Annotated in this window: 1 protein-coding gene; it reads right to left on the reverse strand. The window is 35.8% G+C overall.

Annotation, left to right across the window (positions count from 1 at the left end):
- Positions 1-18 precede the first annotated feature (18 nt).
- Positions 19-1,109, reverse strand: a protein-coding gene (locus J699_RS19310) for an IS4-like element ISAba1 family transposase (RefSeq protein WP_085940413.1) whose coding sequence is annotated in 2 segments (ribosomal slippage) — positions 19-569 and positions 569-1,109 — 1,092 coding nt in all. Because the reading frame shifts where the segments join, the coding sequence is not laid out codon by codon here.
- Positions 1,110-1,181: the final 72 nt, after the last annotated feature.

Consider the following 1,181-nt stretch of genomic DNA (forward strand, 5'->3'; position numbering starts at 1 on the left):
CTCTGTACACGACAAATTTCACAGAACCCTTATCCTATCAGGGTTCTGCCTTCTTAAAATTGCCAAAATTTCCTTAAACTCTTCTTTTTTCCCAAAACCAATTAAACGCTGAATCGCCATTTGAACATAGTCTAAACCATAGCGAAATAAACTCATTGAGAGTCGTCCATGCTTCTTTATTTTTATCGCTTTTTTTTGATCATGTTGCCATTCACCCGTTAAGTAACACCAACAGAAGCTTATAGCTAACACCGCAATCAATTTTTTCACTCGTCTAGGGTCTGTCAAGCGCGTATTTTCAAGATTAAACCCGCGTCCTTTGAGACAACTGAATAAGGTTTCAATTTCCCAGCGTAATGCATAATCCTGAATAGCATTGGCATTAAACTGAGGAGAAACGACGAGTAAAAGCTCTCCATTTTCTAACTGTAGTGCACTTATATATAGTTTCACCCGACCAACCAAAATCCGTCGTTTACGACATTCAATTTGACCAACTTTAAGATGGCGAAATAAATCACTAATTTTATGATTCTTTCCTAAATGATTGGTGACAATGAAGTTTTTTTAACACGAATGCAGAAGTTGATGTCTTGTTCAATTAACCATGTAAACCACTGCTCACCGATAAACTCTCTGTCTGCGAACACATTCACAATACGGTCTTTACCAAAAATGGCTATAAAGCGTTGAATCAAAGCAATACGCTCTTTCGTATCTGAATTTCCACGTTTATTAAGCAATGTCCAAAGGATAGGTATCGCTATTCCACGATAAACGATTGCGAGCATCAGGATATTAATATTTCGTTTTCCCCATTTCCAATTGGTTCTATCTAAAGTCAGTTGCACTTGGTCGAATGAAAACATATTGAAAATCAACTGAGAAATTTGACGATAATCAAAATACTGACCTGCAAAGAAGCGCTGCATACGTCGATAAAATGATTGTGGTAAGCACTTGATGGGCAAGGCTTTAGATGCAGAAGAAAGATTACATGTTTGCTTTAAAATAATCACAAGCATGATGAGCGCAAAGCACTTTAAATGTGACTTGTTCCATTTTAGATATTTGTTTAAGATAAGATATAACTCATTGAGATGTGTCATAGTATTCGTCGTTAGAAAACAATTATTATGACATTATTTCAATGAGTTATCTATTTTTATCGTGTACAGAGA

The organism is Acinetobacter sp. 1000160, from assembly GCF_000588715.1.
Lineage (GTDB): Bacteria > Pseudomonadota > Gammaproteobacteria > Pseudomonadales > Moraxellaceae > Acinetobacter > Acinetobacter courvalinii.